Origin of the sequence: Mycobacterium sp. DL (assembly GCF_039729195.1) — a bacterium.
In the GTDB taxonomy this organism is placed as follows: Bacteria; Actinomycetota; Actinomycetes; order Mycobacteriales; family Mycobacteriaceae; genus Mycobacterium; species Mycobacterium hippocampi_A.
Map to the genome: position 1 here is coordinate 1,958,600 of NZ_CP155796.1, position 18,642 is coordinate 1,977,241.

Below are 18,642 nucleotides of genomic sequence, written 5' to 3' on the forward strand. Positions count from 1 at the left end.
CCGACTGACCAAAGGCCCTATCCCGGGGGCGTGAGCCCTCGTTACCGTGGCGCCATGAGTAGGGCTGCGCTGCCGATCGTCGTCGGCGTCGACGGATCACGCGCTGCGCTCAACGCCCTCGGATGGGCGGTGCCCGAAGCCGTCCACCTCGATGTGCCCCTTCGAATAGTGCACGCGGTCCCCGACGGTGCGCAGCACTCACCGCACACCAACTCGGTCGTGGCGGCGGCCGAAGCCGAGGCGACACGAGCAGGACGCACGATTCGGTTCGAGTCCGTACGCATCGAGGGAGATCCCGGCGACGTCCTTGTCGCGGAATCGGCTCGCGCGCAGATGGTCTGCATCGGAGTCCCGAGCCGAGAGCGGCTGGAAGGACGTCTGTTCGGTCCCGTCTCTGCCGCGCTCGCATCGGGAGCGCAGTGCCCGGTCGCGCTCATTCGGTCCGACTCGGCGGGATCAATCTGCGACACCGGCGTGATTTCAGTTGTCCTGGATGACGATCCGGACAACGACTCCGTAGTCCACCTGGCCATGCAGGAGGGTCGCCTGCGCGACGCGACCGTACGTCAGGTGGATCGACGGCTCGACAGTTGGGTTCGGCGATATCCCGACGTACACGTCGAAACGGTTGCGGCGGGTAGCGGTAGGGCATACTCCGAATTGCATCCGGACCGTCAACACGTCCAGTTGGCCGTGGTGGGCCATACCGACGCGGATCGGATCACCGACCTGGAGGTGCCCAATTGTCACCCGATCCTCGGTTACCCTGACTGCTCTGTGCTGCTGGTTCGCCGTTGACGCCGCGGTGTTCTCATGACCGGCCGGTCGGCGCGGGCCACACCGAACACGTGGCGCCCTGACGCAGATCACCTGCTTCCGGGTTTGACGCAGTTCAGTCAGTACGAGCGCTCCTGGCTGCGTGCTGATCTGACGGCGGGGGTGACCGTCGCGGCATATCTGATCCCGCAGGCGATGGCCTACGCAACCCTGGCCGGACTCCCGCCCGTCACCGGTTTGTGGGCGGCGCTCGTGCCACTTGCGTTGTACGCCGTGCTCGGGTCCTCGCGGCAGTTGTCGGTGGGGCCCGAGGCGAGCACCACGGCGATGACCGCGGCCACCCTCGGGCCGATCGCCGGCGGTGACGCGGGGCGCTACGCCGCGTCGGCGGCAGTCCTTGCGTTGCTCGTCGGCGCGGTCTGCCTCATCGGGGGACTGGTGCGCCTCGGGTTCCTGGCCAACCTGCTGTCGCGACCGATCCTGGTCGGCTACATGGCGGGGATTGCGCTGGTGATGATCGCCGGGCAACTCGGCAAGATCACCGGGACAGAGGTGGCCGGAAGCGAGTTCATCTCTCAGACAGCTTCTTTCATCACCCATCTGGCCGAAGTGCACTGGCTCACGGTGATTTTGGCGGCTGCCGTGATCGCCATTCAACTCCTCTTGGCGACACGAGCGGCACGCCTGCCCGGGCCGCTGATCGCCGTTGTCCTGGCGTCGGTCGTGGTGCTGGTGTGGTCTCTGGAGTCCCGCGGCGTCGCCGTCGTCGGGGCAGTCCCGTCGGGGTTGCCGGGCATCGACATTCCAGTCCTCGGTCTCGACGAGATCGTGGCGTTGATCTTTCCCGCCGTGGGCATCGCGATCGTGGCGTTCTCCGACAACGTGGTCACCGCGCGGGTGTTCGCCGCACGCAGCGGCCAGGAGATCGATGCCAATGCCGAGATGCGCGCACTGGGGATGTGCAATATCGGTGCCGGGCTCACGCACGGTTTCCCGGTCAGCTCCAGTGGTAGCCGCACCGCGATCGGAGATGCGGTGGGTTCGAGAACCCAGCTCGCGTCACTGACCTCGCTCGGCGCGGTCATCATCGTGCTGGCCATCGGTGGGGGCGTGCTGTCAACCGTCCCCCTCGCGGCGTTGGGAGGACTGGTCATCGTCGCCGCGCTACATCTGATCGACGGATCCGAGTTTCGACGGTTGGCACGATTCCGCCGCAGCGAGCTGATTCTCGCCGTCGCCACCACAGCCGCGGTGGTGGTCCTGGGTGTCCTGTACGGCGTACTGGTCGCGGTGGCGTTGTCCATCCTCGATCTGATGCGTCGGGTGGCTCGGGCCCACGACAGCGTCCTCGGTTTTGTCCCCGGGCTGCCCGGTATGCACGACGTCGACGACTATCCGCAGGCGGAGTTGGTGCCGGGCCTGGTGATGTACCGCTATGACGCACCGCTGTGCTTCGCCAACGCCGAAGACTTCCGCCTGCGAGCCCTGGAAGCCGTTGATGCCTACCCTCAGCCGGTGGAGTGGTTCGTCCTCAACGCCGAAGCCAACTCGGAGGTCGATCTCACCGCATTGGATGCGCTGGAGCGGCTACGCGTCGAGTTGGGCAGGCGCGGTGTGCAGTTCGCGATGGCCCGGGTCAAGCAGGACCTACGGGATGCGTTGCAGGCGGCCGGGATGCTGGAGAACATCGGGTCGGATCACATCTACCCCACGCTCCCGACGGCTGTGGCCGCGTTCCGGCAGCGTGGCCACAGCGCCGGCGGCTGACAGCGCGCAGCATCAGCTGGTCAGCGAACCTCCCGATCGGGTTCGGCGCCGAAACTGAACCGGCGACCGGTGATCCGAGTCGGCAGTACCCGGACGTAGTGCTCTTTGGCCGTCGCCGTCCACGGCAGCAGGTGGGCGCGCTCGGCCTCGTCGATCTCTTCGTCGGTGTGCAGAGTGCGGGCCACGCCGTTGACGATCACGCTCCAGCCTTCGGCTGCGGTGTGATCGTCGGCCTCGAAGAGCACCTGCCTGTTGATGGCACTGCTGATGAGTTTCGTTCCCTCTGCGGTGCGGAACAGCACGGTGCGCCGCTGGACGACGAAGTTCACCGGAAAGATCTCCGGTTTGCCGTCGGCGCTGGTCACCAGCCGGCCCAGGGTGACTCCCGAGAGCAGTTGCCAGCACTCACTTTCGGGCAGAATCGTGACCGGACGGTCAGTCGCGGCATAACTCATGGCGGTCCCCGTTCATTCGGCATCGTGTCGGGCAGCGTCGTGTCACATCGTCACCCGTCACACCCATCGATCGGATCAACGTATCGGCGATGGCCGGCGGCTGCGTAGGGCCGTTGGACCACTGCCGGGTGCCGAACGTCCACTGCGGATGTTCCGGGCATTGGTCACCGCGATAGAGGACTTCTGTCTCTGTCCGACCATCGGTGGCCGCGGCCAGACTCCAAGACGTGGCCGCACCCTTTCCCGACGACGAGACCGTTTCCGCGGTCTTGGCATTGGCGACCCGCGCACCGTCGGTCCACAACTCTCAACCGTGGCTGTGGCGGGCCGGGCCGCAGAGCCTGCACCTCTATGCCGACCGCACGCTGCATCTGAAGCACGCTGATCCGGATCGGCGCGAGCTGACCGTCAGCTGCGGCGCTGCGCTCAACCACTGCGTCATTGCGCTGTCTGCCATGGGCTGGCAGGCGACGATCCATCGATTGCCGAACCCTGCCGAGCCCGACCATCTCGCCTCGATCACCGTGCAACCACACCCTGCCCGGGAGACGGATGTAGCGCTCGCCGCCGCGATCACGACCAGGCGTACCGATCGGCGTACCTTCAGCTCGCGAGCGGTGGACCTCGCCGACATCGCGTGGATGGGCGCCCGGGTCGCACGGATGGGTGTGTCACTGCGCCGGGTCGAGACGACGACCGACTTCAAGGCCGTACTGACCCAGGCCTTGTGGCAACACGCGCTGGACTCGGATTACGCACAGGAGCTGAGTACGTGGAGTGGTCGGCACGCGGCGGCCGCCGGGGTGCCGGCGCGCAACACCCCCCGATCCGATCCGACGTCGGCGGTGCCCGCGCGCGTATTCGCGGGAAGCGCGTTGGAGCAGCCTCCTGATGCGCCCCCCGCGTACGACAACGGCGTCCTTCTGGCGCTCGCCACCGCGGCCGATGACGAATCGAGCAGGTTGCGGGCCGGTGAAGCGACCAGTTCGGCGTTGCTCACCGCAACGGTGAGAGGGCTGGCCACCTGCCTGATGTCCGAGGTTCTGGAAGTCGCGGAAACCCGCACGATGTTGCGGTCGGAGATCTTCGACGATCGGTACTTTCCGCAGATGCTCGTGCGCGTCGGATGGGCTCCTCCCGGCGCCGATCCGTTACCGGCCACTCCGCGGCGGCCGGTCGGCGATCGGGTGGCACCCCTGGACGGCGCATAGCGTCACCTCTTGGTTGCCGTCACCACGAGATACTCGGCTTCATAGGCGGTTCGGCCGCCTTCGGTCGAGTGATTCCAGCCCTCCAGCAGGGCCAGGAAATCGCGGTCCAAGGCTGCGGTCTGCTCGGGGTCGTCCTGGTTGAACCGGTAGGTCGTGATGGTGGGGCCGTAGTTGCGCTTCCAGTACTCCCGGAAGTCCAAGGGCGTCGCGCAGTGGTCCATCACGACCGTCTCACGGTGCGTCTCGAGGTCGGTGACCCTGTCGCCGAACAGTTCTCGGACGTGGTCGGCATCTCCCCACAGAGGCGCCGGACTGGCCCCCGGCGGTGGCGGGGGAGCATACGGCTTCATCGTTGCGAAGAGGTTGCCGATGAACCCGCCCGGCGTCCAGTTGATCATCCCGATGGTGCCGCCTGGCCGGACGACCCGGATGATCTCGTCGGCGGTTGCCTCGTGGTGTGGGGCGAACATCGCACCCACGCACGACATCACCACGTCGAAGCTGTTGTCGGCGAACGGCATCGACTCGGCGTCGGCTTCGACCCAGTCGAGCTCGACGCCCCGTTGCCTGGCGATCGTGCGGCCGGCGTCGAACAGCTCCGGCGTCAGGTCCGAGGCGGTCACGACGGCCCCCGCCGCGGCCGCGGGAATCGCCGCGTTGCCGGAGCCGGCAGCCACGTCGAGCACCCGTTGGCCGGATCCGATGCCGCAGGCCTGGACCAGCCTGGGGCCGAGCGCGGGAATCAGCTCGGCGGCCACAGCCGGATAGTCACCGGACGCCCACAAGGCCCGGTGCTTGGCTTTGAGCCGGCTGTCGGCATCTCGGTCAGACTGTGTCTGCGGGTGGGTCGGGGTGGTGCTCATCGGCGTACTCCTCGCGTCGTGGTGTCACCTCGACCCTCAGGCATCGGGAGTTCTCCGACATCGGGAGGAGCTACCCATGTTCGAAACGCGTCAGGCGAGGATGCCCACCTCCCTTGCGCGACGTACGGCGTCGCGCCGCTTCGTCACGTTCAGTTTGGTGAGGATCGCCGATACGTGGTGATCGACGGTCTTGACGGAGAGGTATAGCCGCTCGGCCAGTTCGGCATTGGTCAAGCCGTCTTGCAACAGCCGCAACACCTCGACCTGACGTGTCGTCAGGCCCGCCGGGTTCGTCAAGGTCGTCGCGCGCCGGGGGGCGGGAATCGTGGCGACGCCCGCCGCGCGCAAGCTGAACCGCACCTTGGCGGCTACGGCGTCGGCGCCGAGCCGGTCAAGCGCGTCCAGCCCACGACGCACCAGCCGGGAATCACCGGAATCCACGAGTGCCAGCGCAGCCTCGTACGGCGTCGACTGGCGCTCGAACACCTCGGCGGCCGCTGCGAAACCACCTCCGATCAGCAGGTCGTACGGCTCCGCGACACCTGTGACCGACACAGCGGAATCGATGCGCTGCAACCACATCGCCAGTTCGCCGCGCGCCCATTCCAACCCTTCCCGTGGCGAACTGTCGAGCAGTGTCCGGCACTCGTCCAGACGCGGATCCTCGATGCCGGTGAGCCAGTGTCGTTCGGCGATCGCCGCCGCGACCGGCAGCACCCTCACCAGTTCGCCGAAGCGGCACGCCAACTCCCACGCCCGGTCGATGCCCCCCGCATCGTCACCGCTCCGGCGCAGCGAGACGACCCCGTGAATCAGCAGTGGCCACGTCCGCGCCAACGGTGCGCTGGGACTGTCCAGGACACTGTCGGCGTCGGCGAGCGCGCCGTCCCAGTCGCCGCGCAGAAGGTTCAACCTGCTGCGAGAACCGAGTTGCACCATGCGGCAGATGGGAAGGTCATGCTCGATCATCAGCGGGATGCTGACGTCGAGCAGATGGGCGGCCTCCCCGAGTCGGCGTTGCTCGACGTCGAAGTAGGTGAGGTTGGTGTAGCCGGTCGAGTACACGTCGTCGATGTGGCTGGGCCCACCCGACAGCACAGAGAGAAGGCGATCGCGGGCCGTCCGATCGCCGGCCAGGATCTCTGCGAAACACTCTGTGAGACGGACTCGTACCGTCAGGGCAGGATCCTCGACTTCGGAAGCGAGGTGTGCGGCGTGGCAGAGCGTCTGCGTCGCCACGTCGAGTCGGCTGGACTGGATGGCCAGAAAAGCCTGGGTGACGTAGGTATGTCCCAACTGGAGGGGCCGGGCCGATTCCCCTCGGGCGGCGTCGCCCTCGAGCGTGGCGATGGCGTCGCGGACATGGCCGTCAGCAAGGGCGCGATTGCCGTTGTACCACTCGTAGATTGCGAGCGAATGCTGGTTCGCGCTGACCGTGACGGGCGCCCGCAGCTCTCGGCGGATCCGCAGGGCCCGGTGGCAGGCAGCGATCGCGTCGTCGAGTCGGTCGACGAGGTAGCACTCGGTAGCCAATGACTCCAGCAATTCGGCTTCGGTTGTACGGGTGAGCATTCCGCCTTGCTCGAGGGCGATACGGAAGAACTCGCATGCCTGTGTATGGGCGCCGGAACGGGCGGCAGCCCGCGCCGCATCGGTAGCCGCTGAGGCGATCAGCTTCGCATCGCCCGCCCCGATCGCGTGATGGGTCAACACCGCCGGGTCGGATTGTGACGCCCTGGCGTGTGCGTCGATGAACCGGCGGTGCAGACCGGGTTCGGCGCCCGGCGGTATGACGCTGGACACCGCACGTCGGCACAGGTCGTGGCGGAAGGCCACACCACGGGCGTCCCGCCTGATCAGCCTCGCCTCGTGAAGGGAACGAAGCGCGGGCAGGGTGACGCCGAGATCGGTGAGGAGGTGGTCCGGGATCGAACCGGGCGCGCACGTCAGCAGATTGAGAAGATCCCAGGCGGGGACGTCCAGACCGGCCGTGCGGGCCAGGATGGCGTCGCGCACCGTGGGGGGTAGGTCGGTGCCGTGATGGTCGAGCATCTCCGAGACGAAGAACGCGTTGCCGCCCGTCAGCGTGTGCAGCCGTTGCGGGTCGATGTCGCGGTCGCCGATCAGGGTGGCGACTGCGGCCGCGCTGAGCGCAGGCACGACCACTGACTGCGCATGAGCGGAGCGCGCCACATCTCCGAGCAGCCCACGCAGCGGGTGGGTCACACTGACCTCGTCGTCGCGCACGATCCCGACGATCAGAAGGTGTGACTGCGGGGCACGACGCAGCAGGAACCGCAGCAGGTCGATGGTGCCCTGGTCGGCCCACTGCAGATCGTCGAGGACCAGCACGGACGGCCGACTGCGGAGCTCCTCGAAAACCGCGACGAAGATGTCGTACGGCAGGTTGCTGCTGCGGAGCAGCTCCTGCGTGGCGGGGCTGAACTCATGTGCCAGATCATGAAGTGGGCCAAGCGGCCTCGGGGTGGACAACGGGTCACAGATGCCCCAGAGCACACGCCGGCCGTCGGTCAGCCCGGCGACGAACTCCTCGACGAACGACGTCTTGCCCGCACCCGACTCGCCGCACACCGTCACCGCGCCGCCGCGGCCGGCGTAGGCGTCGGCCGCCCGGGTCGCAAGCAGGTCGAGTTCGTGCCCGCGCTCGGTGAGCGTCACGTCTGAATGCTATCCCTGATGGGCATCCCACCTGCGGAAACGGTCCGATCGGGCGTTGCCGGTCCGGTGTCGGGCGGGGAATGGGGAGTTTCTGCCGATGCCACCGCCCACCGCGTCCTGCAGGCTGGATGAGCCCGGCGCACCCGCGGCGGTCCGATCGAGACCGAGGAGATCACGATGCAACGCTTTCTGATCGAACGCGACATGCCCGGCGCCGCGGAGCTGACCGACGAGCAGCTTGCAGAGGTCGCCCGCAAATCCAATGCCACAGCAGAGTCGCTGGGCGTGGAGTATTCGTGGATCACCAGCTACGTCGCCGGTGACAAGGTGTACTGCATCCACGATGCCGACAGTGAGGACACGGTCCGCGAACACTCTCGCCGCGCCGGGTTCCCGGTGACCGCGGTGACACCCGTCGCCAACGAATTCGGCCCGAACAGTGCCTGAGGCTTGATCGTCGAGTCCTTCCGGGTTTGAGCGCCCTTCGCAGGGGAAGCCCTCCGACGGCAGCCAGTCGCGAAAGGCGCAGAGCAGGAAGAGTGAATCGATGACCGAGGAAGCGCAGAATCCACTGACCGTCACCCGTGACACCACGGCGTCGCTCGACGCGGTGTGGGATGCGCTCGCAGACGGCTGGACCTACTCGCAGTGGGTGGTGGGGAACAGCCGGATGCGGGCCGTGGACAGGAACTGGCCCGAGCCGGGCAGCCAGATCCACCATTCGATCGGGCTGTGGCCCTTGGTCATCAACGACACCACCACGGTGGAGGCGTGCACGCCGCGCGAGGAACTCGTGTTGCTGGCCAAGACCCGCCCCTTTGGGGCCGCGCGGATCACGCTGCGGCTCAGCGCCCTTCCTGCCGGGGGCTGTCGAATCGAAATGGCCGAGGTCCCGGCCAGCGTGCCGCTGAAGTGGCTGCCCGACTCGGTTGGTCTCGCGGCCGCCTGGCCGCGGAACCGCGAATGCACCTGGCGGCTCGCGGCTTTGGTGGAGCGGCGCGACCTCGACGCTGCGGGCTGACGCGGCGGGTCGCTTGTCCGCTCGCGCGGGGCCACTCACTTTTGCCGCGCACGGCGTCAGCCCCCGCGTGGCCGGCCCCTCCAGCAGTTCGCCGTCGGGTGCGAAGCGTGAACTGTGCAGCGGACATTCCCACGCCCGATCCGCGTCGTTCCATCGCACGACGCCGCCGAGGTGCGGGCACACCGGGGATACCGAGTGGGCGACACCGCCGACCACGCTGTCGGCATGCATGTTCCACGGGGGTCCGCTGGCAACGCCGCCCCCGTCGCCGGGCGGCTGAGAACCACCGGCCCACGGGCTCACCCAACCTTTCGCCAGGTTCAGGCCGACCTCGAGGTTGGCCTGTAGTGCCGTGGTCACTCCTGCCAGTTCGCCTGTGCGCCAACTGGCGAACGCAGCGGACCAGTCCATCCGTCCGCCGAGGATCCGACTGGTCAGCGCCAGTGCCGCAGCGACGCCATTGGACATTCCCCACTTGTCGAATCCCGTTGCCACATAGATGGTGTCGAGGCCGGGGAGCAGCGGCCCGACATAGGGAAGCTCGTCGATCGGGGTGTAGTCCTGAGCCGACCAGAAATGGGTCTGCACCGCCCCGGGGTAGTGCAGTCGCGCCCAGCGGGTCAACTCCTCGATGCCGCGCGACGGCGCGGCGGACCGCCCGACGGTATGGCCGGCACCACCGACGATGAGCTTGTCGCCGTCGGCCGTCGGCGCGTAGCGCACCGATCGGGTCGGCGAGTCCACCGACAGGAACATCGGCCTGGTCACGTCGCCGGGCACATCGAAGGCCAGGCAGTAGGACCGCTGGGGCTTCACCCGGGCGAAGAACGCGCCGCGGTCGAGAATGGGAACTCCGGTGGCGAGGATGCACCGCGGCGCGGAGATCCGGGTCCCGAAAGACTGCCGTTCGTCGTCGGTCGACAGGCGCACCTCGATCCGCAACGGACTGCGTCCCGACACGGCGTGCACCCGCGCTCCGGCGATGACCAGGCCACCGTGCGCCTCGAGTTCCTCCGCGAGCCGCTGCAGCAGCGGCATCGGATCGATCTGTGCCTGCGCAGCCAACCTGACGCCGCCGTGGAACGGGAACGGAACGTCGGCCTCGTCGCACCAAAACCGATCCACGGATACGGGTGTGATCGGTGAGGCGATGACAGAATGGGCGCACCGTGGCGCGCGCCGCAGACAGGTGGGTGTGTGTGCGAGCCACGGATCGGGTAACCGGCGCCGGTAGGACGTTCCAGAAGGTTGTCCATGTAGACGGGATGTTCGTGATGTGGCGGTGCAGTGGCACGGTCGTCGATGGCTGAGGTGAGTCCCGAGAGCTCGTCCACAGCGGAGGTTTTTGCAGCCGGGGGTGCCGTCGGACGCGATCACGCGCAGGTGAATTGGGCGGCGACCCCGCTCGGCACGCCTGAGCTGTGGCCGCAGAGCCTGCAGACGGCAGTGAGCATCCTGCTGTCCACACGGTTTCCGATGTGGATGGCCTGGGGCCCGGAGTTGACGTTCTTCTGCAACGACGCGTATCGCCGCGACACCCTGGGGCGCAAGTACCCGTGGGCACTGGGACGACCGGCCAGCGAGGTGTGGGCCGAAGTCTGGAGCGATGTCAGCCCACGCGTGGAACGGGTCCTGTCGACAGGAGAGGCCACGTGGGACACCTCCCTGCTGCTGCTTCTCCAGCGCTCGGGCTATCCGGAGGAGACCTACCACACCTTCTCCTACAGCCCGCTGCGCGACGACGATGCCCGGGTCGTCGGCATGCTCTGTGTTGTCAGCGAAGACACGCTGCAGGTGATCGGCGAGCGGCGCATGGCCACCCTGAGAGACCTGGGCTCCGACCCGAGCGTGGTGCGCAACGAAAGCGAGATCCTGAGCTTCGCCGGCCGGCAGCTCCGTCAGAATCTACGTGACCTGCCCTTCACGCTGACCTATCTGTTCGACGACGCCGGCGACGCGCGCCTGGTCGGTACCAGTGGGATCCCGGCGGGCCATCCGGTAGCGCCGGAGGTCCAGACGGCGGGCGGCGGCGGCCGCTGGCCGATGGACGCACCGGCGAACGGGGAGTCGGTGCTCGTCGACCTCGGCGCAGCGGCCTACCCCGATCTGCCGACCGGAGACTGGAGTGAGCCGCCGTCGCAGGCGCTCGTCGTTCCCCTTCTGCAGCAAGGCGGTTCCCCCAGTGGGTTCCTGGTGGCGGCACTGAATCGGTATCGCCCGCTGGATGAGGGGTACCGCGGGTTCGTGACCCTCGTCGCCGGGCACATCGCCGCCGGCATCGGGCTGGCCCGCAGTTACCGCGTTCAGCAGCGGCGAGCAGAGGAACTCGCCGAGCTCGACAGAGCCAAGACGACCTTCTTCTCCAACGTCAGTCACGAGTTCCGCACCCCGCTCACACTGATTCTCGATCCCGTCGCCGAGCTGCGCCAGGCCGAGGATGTCGGGGAACGAACACGCCAGGAGCTCGACGTGGTGTGGCGCAACGGGTTACGCCTGACGAAGTTGGTCAACACGCTTCTGGAGTTCTCACGCATCGAAGCCGGTCGAACGCAGGCACGCTACGAGCCTGTCGACCTCGCCACCACCACCGCCGAGCTCGCGGGCGTCTTCCGGTCAGCGGTCGAGCGCGCGGGTCTCAGGCTCGCGGTGGACTGCCCCTCGTTGGGCGAACCGGTCTACATCGACCGCGACATGTGGGAGAAGGTGGTGTTCAACCTGCTGTCCAACGCGCTGAAATTCACCTTCGAGGGCGCCATCTCGATCGACGCGCGACGTGAAGCGCACCATGCGGTGATCGTGTTCTCCGACAGCGGGATCGGTGTGTCCGCCGACGAGATTCCCCGGCTCTTCGAGCGGTTCCACCGTATCGAGAACGCCCGGGCGCGCTCGCATGAGGGAAGCGGGATCGGGCTCGCGCTCGTCAAGGAACTGGTCGGGTTGCACGGGGGAACCATCGAGGCCGAGAGCACCGAGGGGGTGGGGACCAGCTTCACCGTGCGGTTGCCCTTCGGGACCGCGCATCTACCGGACGATGCCGTCGTCGCGCCGAGCACACAGACCGGGCCGGGCAGCAACACCGCTGAAACCTACGTGCAGGAAGCGCTGCGGTGGAGCACCACCGACGAGGCATCCGAACAGGTCGACGGCGCGCCAGGCTTGCCGGGCAACGCCCGCACAACCGGGCGGCCGGTGCGGGTGCTGATCGCCGATGACAATGCCGACATGCGCGACTATCTGACCCGACTGCTGCGAGCCGACGGATACGCGGTGCACGCCGTCGCCGATGGACAGCAGGCGTTGGACAGCGTCCGTGTCACTCCGCCCGACATCGTGATCAGCGACGTGATGATGCCGCGACTGGACGGCCTGGAGTTGGTGGCGGCATTGCGCGCCGACCGTCGCACCTCCGCGGTGCCGGTGCTGCTGCTGTCCGCCCGCGCCGGCCAGGAGGCATCCATCGGCGGTCTACAGGCCGGTGCCGACGACTACCTGGTCAAGCCGTTCGCCGCGGCCGAACTGCTCGCCCGGGTGCGCGGCAACGTCGAACTCGCACGGTTGCGCGAGCACCACTCGCAGTGGCGCTCCGCCCTTGTCGATTCGCTGCAGGAAGCCTTCTTCGTCTGCGACGAGGACGGCGCCGTCATCGAGATCAACGCCGCGTTCACCGACATCCTCGGCTTCGGCGTCGACGGTCTGCCCTATCCGCCACTGCATCCGTGGTGGCCGTCGGCGCACGGCGACTCCGAAGCCCACCGGCAGTTCACCGACGCTTTCGGTCAGCTGATGGAACAGGCGAGCGGCAGCCTGGCTGCGGTCCCGGTCACGCATCGCGACGGCCATCGGCTCTGGGTCAACGCCACCTTCAGCCACACCGCCGATCCCGTCACCGGTCGCCAGGTCACGGTCGGGACCCTGCGGGACGTCACCGCCGAACGGTACGTCGTACAGCGCCAGACGGCGCTGGCGTCGCTCAACGAGCGGCTCGTCCAGGCCGACACCCTCGACGACGCGGTCCAGGGTGCGGCGGACGTGCTGTGCCGGGTGTGGGATGCGCGGCGGGTGCGGGCGGTGACATTTCCTTCGCCGCACTCCGGAAGCGGGCCCGTCCCGCAGTTGCTCTTCGCCGGAGAGGGATCCGCAGATTGGCAGGGTCTACCACCGCGCACGCGGGAGGCGGTCACGTCGCTTCGTGACGGCGAACTGCTGGTCCCCGTCACAGGGGTGCCCGGTGAAGCCGCGATCGCTCTGCAACACCCCCAAGGCGTGCTGGTGGTGCTCATCGAACTCGACGACCAACGGCCCTTCACGTCGGAGGAACACACCCTGCTCACCGTGCTCGCCGGGCGCCTCGGTCAGGGCCTGCAGCGCGTACACCAGGTCGACCAGCAGCGGGAGACGGCCCTGGCGCTGCAGCACGCGATCCTCGGGCCCGCGGTGTCCGCCGGTTTTGCGGTGCGCTACCAGCCCGCAGCCAGTCCGCTGCAGGTGGGCGGCGACTGGTACGACGTGGTGGATCTCGACGACGGTCGGATCGGGCTGATCGTCGGCGACTGCGTCGGTCACGGCCTGGCGGCCGCGGCGGTCATGGGCCAACTCCGCAGCGCTGCCCGTGCACTGTTGCTGGAGCGTCCCAGCCCCGCCGCCGCACTGTCGGCTGTTGACCGGTTCGCAGCGCGGATCCCGGCCGCACGATGCACGACGGCGTTCTGCGCGGTGCTCGATCCGGAAACAGGTGACCTTGCGTATTCGTGTGCGGGGCATCCACCGCCGATCCTGGTGCGGCCCGATCGCACCCGCGTCCTGCTCGAGGATGCGCAGTCGGTGCCACTCGGGCTGGCCACGGACCGACCCCGACCCGAAGCACACACCACCATGGGGCCGCGGTCCACGTTGCTGCTCTACACCGATGGTCTGGTGGAGCGCCGCAGTGAAGCGATCGACGACGGTATCGCCCGCGCCGCCGAAGTTATGGAGGGTCACGGCGAGGGGACCTTGGAGGACCTGGCCGCGTTGATCATGACGCGGTTGGCGCCCGACGACGGATACCAGGACGACGTCGCGCTGCTGCTGTATCGCCAGCCCGCACCGCTGGAGATGCAATTGGCACCCGACGTCGGCGAGCTCGCCCCCAGCCGGGCGGCGCTGCGGGGCTGGCTGACCCGGGCCGGTCTCAATTCCGAGCAGACCCTCGACGTGCTGATCGCCACCGGGGAGGCGCTGGCCAACGCCATCGAGCACGGCCACCGGCACTCGTCGACAGACACCGCGAGCAGGGTGACCCTGCGGGCGACCGCGGTGGCGGACCAGTTGGATGTCACCATCGTCGACACCGGCACCTGGAAAACTCCGGTCGAGGCCGCCCACCGCGGTCGGGGCATCGCCCTCATGCGGGGCCTGATGCATGATGTGTCGATCGAACCGCAGGCCGGCGGCACGACGGTACACATGCGCTCAAGGATTGTTTGATGGTCACACCGCTGGGCTTGACGACCGACAGCCGAGATGACGGATCGCTTGTCGTCCGCGCGACGGGCGAGCTCGACCTGAGCAACATCGACATGTTCTCCGAAGCCTTGACCGACGCAAGGAAGGCAAGTGCTGATCATCACCAGCTCACTATTGATCTCAGCGGCGTCGACTACCTGGACAGCCGCGCGATCAGCGTGCTGTTCGACCACGCCGAGAACGTCGAGATCACAGTGAATCCGATCCTGATGCCCGTCCTGAAGATCAGTGGCCTCACCGAGGTGGCCACAGTGAGGCCCGCCCCATGACTGTTGTCCTTGCCGTGCTGTGCGCCAACGGAATCGTGGTGGCATCCGATTCGCAGATCACCGATCCGGGCAGGGGGCTGTCCTATCCGGCGCAGAAGCTGCACGCGTTGGGCGAGCACGCCGCCTGGGGCGGCAGCGGATCCCGTGCGGTGCTCTACGACATCGAGCAGATCTTCAACGATGAAGCCGACGCTGTCGTCGAGGCCAAGAACCTCGGGCACGCACTGCAGTCCAGGGTGCTGCCGGTGCTCAAGCATCACTACGAGAACTTCATCTCCGAGGTGCCCGGCCAGGAAGCGGCCGGCACTCCGGCCACCTACGTCCTCGCCGCCGGCTACTCCGGGGACGAACCGTTCATCATCGACCTCGATCCGAACGGACTGATCGGGCACCACGAGGAAACCGGATTCCAGGCGATCGGCAGTGGAGCCCCGATGGCTCAGCAGGCCCACGCCCTGCTCGCGCACTTCCAGATGGCGGAACGTGATGTCGACTACGGCGTGGTGGCCGCGCTTCGGGTGCTCGACGCGCTGGACGCCTCGTCACCCAGCGTCGGAGGTCCGATGGACATCTGCCGGATCACGCCGGAGGGCGCGACGCATCTCAGTCCCGATGAGGTCGAGGACGTTCGACGGCAGGTGCAGCGATGGGTCGAACTCGAACACCGGGCGCTCGACGAACTGTTCGGTTAGATGATCAGGCCCCAGGCCGCGAAGTAGTGGCACAGCGCCGCCGCTGCGGTGAAAGCGTGGAAGAACTCGTGGTGGCCGAAAGTCTGTGGCCACGGATTCGGCCAGCGTAGGCCGTAACAGATGGCGCCGATGTTGTAGAGCACGCCGCCGAGGATCAGCAGTGCGACCACCGGCCACCCTGCGCCGTCGACCAGCGTTCCGGCGAACCAGATCGCGGAGTAGCCCAGCAGCAGGTACAGCGGTAGCCCGACCCAGCGCGGGGCCGACGGCCAGAACATCTTGAGGACGACGCCGGCGGCCGCGCCCGACCACACCATGGTCAGGGCCTGCGCGCCGGTGTGCGGCGGCATCGCCAACATCGCGAAGGGCGTGTAACTGGCGGCGATGAACACGAAGATCACCGAGTGGTCGATGCGCATCATCCACTTCTCCGTCGCCGGAGACTTCCAGTCGACGCGGTGGTACGCAGCGCTGATGCCGAACATCGCCACGATGCCGACGGCGTAGATCAGGGTGGCGAGCCCGGCCTTGGGTGACACCGTGAGCCAGGCGACCGGCACCAGTGCCGCCCCGGCCACGATCGCGGTGGCGGCCGAGTAGAGGTGAATCCAGCCCCTGGCGCGCGGGGTGTGGAGGAAATCGGTGATGGTGTCGGCGACGACCTGGGGCAGATCGTCGTCGATGAGATCGGTGTCGTCGTGAGCATGGCCGGCGGCGAACACCGGAGCCGTGAAATCGGCTGGCCGGGACGTCACGGGAGGCTTCTCGGCGATGAACGGTGGGTCAGGACGCCTCCATTGTCGATGGCGGGACCAAGCATAGAGGTGTTGTGACGGCTGCAGGGCCGCCGCCACGCCTGTCGCCACATGCGTCACAGGGTGTTCATCGGCAGTCCACCCCGGGATCGATCAGCCGATCATCCAGCCGGCGGCGGGGTCGAGGGCCAGGCTTGCGGCGTCGACGGCTTCGAACAGGTTGATCGGGATGGTGTTCAGTTCGCTCTTGGCGGTGACGTAGTCGGTGTCCTCCCAGCCGTTGCTCATGGCGAGGAGGCTGGCCCCGTCGGTGCCGGGCCCTTTCGAGTCGAAGACCACCGCACCGTGCACCTGCAGTGCCCGCAGGATGACCTGGGTGGACTGCGCGTACCGGGTGATGTCGACGTCGCCACGCAGGCGCAGCACCGTGCCCATCGGGATGCCGTCGGCGGCGCTGCCGTCGCCGGAGCGTGCCGGCCAGACATAACCCGCGCCGACGTCTTTGGCGATGGTGATGCCGAGCATGTGGTCGATGTAGCCGCGCTCGAGGTCATCGGGTCGCAGAATCATCGGCAGATAGGGGAGCCTGGAGGCGTTCGAGTGCCCGATCGTCGGGTAGAGGGGCGAGCTCATGTCGTACTGCGCGCCCGCCTCGGCGATCCACTGGGACCCCCAGATGGCCGCGTAGGCGGCGTTTCCGAGGGCGTCGAGAATGCCGGCGGACGGCAGTTCGACACCGTTGGCGACGTTGTACAGCTCCTGGGAGATGCACGTTCCCTCCTGGAACACCAGCAGATGGCGGTCCCACGCCGGGACCGACGGCATGCCCTCGACGAGCGGACGGTGGGGGATCGCATAGGGCCGGTCATCGATGCCGGGTCCGGTGGTCGAGTAGCCACGGTTGAACACCACGTCTTCCTTGGGGTGTTCCGCGCCGACGACGTTCACCGGAATGCCGCCGGTGCTGCCCATCCATTCGTTGCCCGCCCACGCCGCGCGCAGGGTGGCACCCCGGTCTCCGCCGAGAAGGCCGATCCACGTGTCGGACTCGGGCATCGCGGGAAGGCTGCGCAGATCAGCGTGGAAGATCGTGTCCTTCGGCATCAGGATGCATCCGCAGAACGTCGAAAGCTCTGGTGCCAAAAGGGTTTCGTCACCGGGACTGATCACGACGCTGACCGGGACAGTGGTGACACCGCCGTGGCCGTCCTCGATGGTCACGTCGAAGGAGTCCGACCTGTCGTAGGGCAGCGCGTAGGCGTGCGCGGCGTGGTATCGCGCGGTCGCCGACGGCGTGTAGGTGAAGGTGCCGTCGGCGTGCACCACGATGGCGCCTTTGAGCGTGGCGGTGGGCCCCCGGTAGGCCAGCACGTCGCCGTCGGGATCGGCGCCGATCACCATGCCGCTGACGACCGCGGTGACCGGATCGGGATCGTCGACCTCGGAGGTGGCTGTTGGTGTGGAGTTGTTCGGGCTGACGGCCACGGTGACCCTGATGCCGGTGACCGCGCCGAACCTGTCCGAGACCGTCACGGTGAACGTGTCCGTCTTGTCCGCGGCAGTGGCGCCGACGGCTGCGGCGCGGTGTCGCGCAAGGGCGTTCGGTGTGTAGACGAACGTGCCGTTGCTGTTCACCGTCACGGCGCCCTTGGCGGTCGTGGTCGTCGAAGCGAGGTAGCTCAGGCGATCCCGATTGGGGTCGGTGGACTTGGCGTTTCCGGTGACCACGCCGGTCGCGCCGGCCGGCAGGCTGACCGTCACCGCACCCGCCCTGGGGGCGGAGTTGATGGGCACGATGCTGGCGGTCACGGCAACCGAGGTCGCCGCTCCGTGGCTGTCGGTTGCGGTGACCGAGAACCGATCGGAGTTGATCGAAGGGAGGAAACGGGCCAGGAACCGCACGAATGTTGTTGGCGTGTAGGTGAAGTTGCCCGCCCCGTCGCCGATCACCCTGCCGAAGGACGGCCTGGTCGCGGTGAACGTCACCGGGTCCGTGTCGGTGGCGGTGACGGTCACCTGCGTGACGCCGGAGAGCGGATCTGGTGCGGCGACCGTTGCGCTCACCGCGGGCGGGGAGTTCGGCGCGCCGGCCGCGGTGAAGGCCTGGCTGGTCTGCGTCACCGACACCCGCTCGGCTGTCGGTGACTCCGACGCGGTGGGTTCGAAGGCGGGATCCTGGGACTGGCGGCGCGCGGAGGCCACCATCGTCGACACCGCCTGAGCCTGCATGGGTGCGGGGCTCGGTTCGTCGCGTGCCGGGTCGTCGTCCTCGGCCCGCTGCGGCGCCTGACCAGCCGGTTCGTCCGGCGAGGACAACGTCACGGTGCTACGCCGCGACGACCGCTTCGACTCCGACGATTCGCCACCCGACTCCGCCGTCGACGCGGTGCGGTTCGACCGCTCGGACGCGGTGCCGTCATCGTCGGCCGAGTTGATGGAGCGTTTGGGCGGATCACTGGACGGCGAGTCCGCGCTGCCCACAGACGCCGATGAGTCGGTGGGCTCTGCGGTGGCTTCACTCAGCCCCCCGGTGACGATCGCCAGCCCGACACCCAGTGAAACGGCAAGGCCGGCAACCCGACCGGCCTCTCTTCCAGTGACCATGGACGCCCCCCTCGAGCGAACTCTGACGCTGGTCCTCGCGCAGG

13 protein-coding genes and 1 pseudogene are annotated in these 18,642 nt (G+C 67.8%); 8 read left to right on the plus strand and 6 right to left on the minus strand.

All coding sequences use genetic code 11. The features are described from left to right. Positions 1-54 precede the first annotated feature (54 nt). Both ABDC78_RS09410 and sulP read left to right on the plus strand, forming a co-directional pair. Entirely contained in the window at positions 55-798 is a 744-nt protein-coding gene (locus ABDC78_RS09410) for a universal stress protein (RefSeq protein ID WP_178361973.1), read from the plus strand. Positions 799-813: 15 nt separating this feature from the next. Beyond that, on the plus strand, positions 814-2,544 hold the full coding sequence (gene sulP, locus ABDC78_RS09415; protein ID WP_178361974.1) for a sulfate permease: 1,731 nt from the start codon (positions 814-816) through the stop codon (positions 2,542-2,544). Positions 2,545-2,564: 20 nt separating this feature from the next. On the opposite strand, the gene ABDC78_RS09420 is transcribed toward sulP, so the two are convergent. Further along, positions 2,565-2,999, minus strand: coding sequence for a pyridoxamine 5'-phosphate oxidase family protein (locus ABDC78_RS09420; RefSeq protein ID WP_178361975.1), 435 nt, complete (start codon positions 2,997-2,999; stop codon positions 2,565-2,567). 227 nt (positions 3,000-3,226) lie between these two features. On the opposite strand from ABDC78_RS09420, the gene ABDC78_RS09425 reads away from it, so the two are divergent. After that, positions 3,227-4,210 (plus strand): nitroreductase family protein, encoded by a 984-nt coding sequence (locus ABDC78_RS09425; protein ID WP_178361976.1) that lies wholly within the window; start codon positions 3,227-3,229, stop codon positions 4,208-4,210. Positions 4,211-4,212: 2 nt separating this feature from the next. Here ABDC78_RS09425 and ABDC78_RS09430 read toward each other — a convergent pair whose 3' ends face one another. Beyond that, positions 4,213-5,073, minus strand: coding sequence for a class I SAM-dependent methyltransferase (locus ABDC78_RS09430; protein WP_178361977.1), 861 nt, complete (start codon positions 5,071-5,073; stop codon positions 4,213-4,215). Between the two features lie 90 nt (positions 5,074-5,163). Continuing rightward, the gene (locus ABDC78_RS09435) at positions 5,164-7,752 is read right to left on the minus strand and encodes an AAA family ATPase (protein ID WP_178361978.1); all 2,589 of its coding nucleotides are present in this window, start codon (positions 7,750-7,752) and stop codon (positions 5,164-5,166) included. A 177-nt stretch (positions 7,753-7,929) separates the two neighbouring features. On the opposite strand from ABDC78_RS09435, the gene ABDC78_RS09440 reads away from it, so the two are divergent. Together ABDC78_RS09440 and ABDC78_RS09445 are read left to right on the plus strand one after the other, a co-directional pair. After that, positions 7,930-8,199, plus strand: a complete 270-nt coding sequence (locus tag ABDC78_RS09440; RefSeq protein WP_178361979.1) for a DUF4242 domain-containing protein — start codon at positions 7,930-7,932, stop codon at positions 8,197-8,199. A gap of 100 nt (positions 8,200-8,299) precedes the next feature. Further along, positions 8,300-8,773: an SRPBCC family protein gene (locus ABDC78_RS09445; RefSeq protein WP_178361980.1), complete on the plus strand. Its 474-nt coding sequence runs from the start codon at positions 8,300-8,302 to the stop codon at positions 8,771-8,773. Between the two features lie 54 nt (positions 8,774-8,827). On the opposite strand, the pseudogene ABDC78_RS09450 reads toward ABDC78_RS09445, so the two are convergent. Continuing rightward, positions 8,828-9,898: pseudogene (locus ABDC78_RS09450) on the minus strand (FAD-dependent oxidoreductase); the annotation flags it as partial. Positions 9,899-10,075: 177 nt separating this feature from the next. Here ABDC78_RS09450 and ABDC78_RS09455 point away from each other — a divergent pair. The 3 genes from ABDC78_RS09455 to ABDC78_RS09465 are packed head-to-tail and all read left to right on the plus strand — an operon-like array spanning position 10,076 to position 15,239. Then, the gene (locus tag ABDC78_RS09455; RefSeq protein WP_178361981.1) at positions 10,076-14,239 is read left to right on the plus strand and encodes a SpoIIE family protein phosphatase; all 4,164 of its coding nucleotides are present in this window, start codon (positions 10,076-10,078) and stop codon (positions 14,237-14,239) included. Beyond that, positions 14,239-14,547 (plus strand): STAS domain-containing protein, encoded by a 309-nt coding sequence (locus tag ABDC78_RS09460; protein ID WP_178361982.1) that lies wholly within the window; start codon positions 14,239-14,241, stop codon positions 14,545-14,547. Before ABDC78_RS09455 ends, ABDC78_RS09460 begins: the two co-directional genes overlap by 1 nt. After that, positions 14,544-15,239, plus strand: a complete 696-nt coding sequence (locus tag ABDC78_RS09465; protein ID WP_178361983.1) for a proteasome protein — start codon at positions 14,544-14,546, stop codon at positions 15,237-15,239. Before ABDC78_RS09460 ends, ABDC78_RS09465 begins: the two co-directional genes overlap by 4 nt. On the opposite strand, the gene ABDC78_RS09470 is transcribed toward ABDC78_RS09465, so the two are convergent. Both ABDC78_RS09470 and ABDC78_RS09475 read right to left on the minus strand, forming a co-directional pair. After that, positions 15,236-15,922 carry a hemolysin III family protein gene (locus tag ABDC78_RS09470; RefSeq protein ID WP_178362359.1) on the minus strand — a complete coding sequence of 229 codons (687 nt, stop codon included), beginning with the start codon at positions 15,920-15,922 and terminating at the stop codon, positions 15,236-15,238. The genes ABDC78_RS09465 and ABDC78_RS09470 overlap by 4 nt on opposite strands. 225 nt (positions 15,923-16,147) lie before the next feature. After that, positions 16,148-18,598 (minus strand): Ig-like domain-containing protein, encoded by a 2,451-nt coding sequence (locus ABDC78_RS09475; RefSeq protein WP_178361984.1) that lies wholly within the window; start codon positions 18,596-18,598, stop codon positions 16,148-16,150. Positions 18,599-18,642 lie beyond the last annotated feature (44 nt).

Excerpts from the sequence above, each read along its gene's own strand:
- ABDC78_RS09430 (WP_178361977.1), bottom strand. The coding sequence starts at position 5,073 with ATGAGCACCACCCCGACCCACCCGCAGACACAGTCTGACCGAGATGCC.
- ABDC78_RS09475 (WP_178361984.1), bottom strand. The coding sequence starts at position 18,598 with ATGGTCACTGGAAGAGAGGCCGGTCGGGTTGCCGGCCTTGCCGTTTCA.
- ABDC78_RS09460 (WP_178361982.1), top strand. The coding sequence starts at position 14,239 with ATGGTCACACCGCTGGGCTTGACGACCGACAGCCGAGATGACGGATCG.
- ABDC78_RS09445 (WP_178361980.1), top strand. The coding sequence starts at position 8,300 with ATGACCGAGGAAGCGCAGAATCCACTGACCGTCACCCGTGACACCACG.
- ABDC78_RS09410 (WP_178361973.1), top strand. The coding sequence starts at position 55 with ATGAGTAGGGCTGCGCTGCCGATCGTCGTCGGCGTCGACGGATCACGC.
- ABDC78_RS09465 (WP_178361983.1), top strand. The coding sequence starts at position 14,544 with ATGACTGTTGTCCTTGCCGTGCTGTGCGCCAACGGAATCGTGGTGGCA.
- ABDC78_RS09420 (WP_178361975.1), bottom strand. The coding sequence starts at position 2,999 with ATGAGTTATGCCGCGACTGACCGTCCGGTCACGATTCTGCCCGAAAGT.
- ABDC78_RS09440 (WP_178361979.1), top strand. The coding sequence starts at position 7,930 with ATGCAACGCTTTCTGATCGAACGCGACATGCCCGGCGCCGCGGAGCTG.
- ABDC78_RS09455 (WP_178361981.1), top strand. The coding sequence starts at position 10,076 with ATGGCTGAGGTGAGTCCCGAGAGCTCGTCCACAGCGGAGGTTTTTGCA.
- sulP (WP_178361974.1), top strand. The coding sequence starts at position 814 with ATGACCGGCCGGTCGGCGCGGGCCACACCGAACACGTGGCGCCCTGAC.